General features: G+C 33.6%; 2 pseudogenes. Both read left to right on the top strand.

Annotation, left to right across the window (positions count from 1 at the left end):
• Nucleotides 1-345, top strand: a pseudogene (locus TCEL_RS13025) (7-cyano-7-deazaguanine synthase); the annotation flags it as partial.
• A 141-nt stretch (nucleotides 346-486) separates the two neighbouring features.
• Nucleotides 487-607, top strand: a pseudogene (locus TCEL_RS14355) (FAD-dependent pyridine nucleotide-disulfide oxidoreductase); the annotation flags it as partial.

Raw genomic sequence — 607 nt, 5'->3', positions numbered from 1 at the left:
GGAGGTTCAGCCTTAACTGACAAAAACATTGATGTTCCAGAGGGTGATGTAAATAGAACTGATATACCAATAACCTATGTTCCAGCAAGAAATATGATATTTTTAGCCTTTGCAGCCTCCTAATGCAGTAAAAGATTTGGAGCTACAGGATATATTTATAGGCGTAAGTGAAGTTGACTATTCAGGATATGTTTGAATTGTAGACAGGAGTTTTTAGATGCAATGGAACAAGCAATAAACAAGGGAACTGTTTGTGGTGTAGAGGGTTAGAAAAATAAAAATAAACGCACCATTTTATAAATATGGACTAAGGCAGAGGAGATTAAGCTTGGAATGGAACTTGGGCAAATAATATAAATATAAAATTTTTGTTACCCTTACAGGGTATATTGACAATTGACGAAACTTGTAATATTATAAAATTACAGTATAGCAATATAATGATTAAATTAGTGAAGTTTATAACAATGTTAAGGAGAGGATAATATGTCAAAGAGAGTTTTAATAGTAGGTGGAGTTGCAGGTGGCGCTAGCGCTGCAGCAAGACTTAGAAGACTTGACGAGAATATAGAAATTATAATGTTTGAAAGAGGAGGATATATCTCCT

Source organism: Thermobrachium celere DSM 8682 (assembly GCF_000430995.1).
Taxonomy (GTDB): Bacteria; Bacillota; Clostridia; order Clostridiales; family Caloramatoraceae; genus Thermobrachium; species Thermobrachium celere.
The sequence above is the reverse complement of the archived record's forward strand: the minus strand, read 5'-3'. Positions and strand labels throughout refer to the sequence as shown.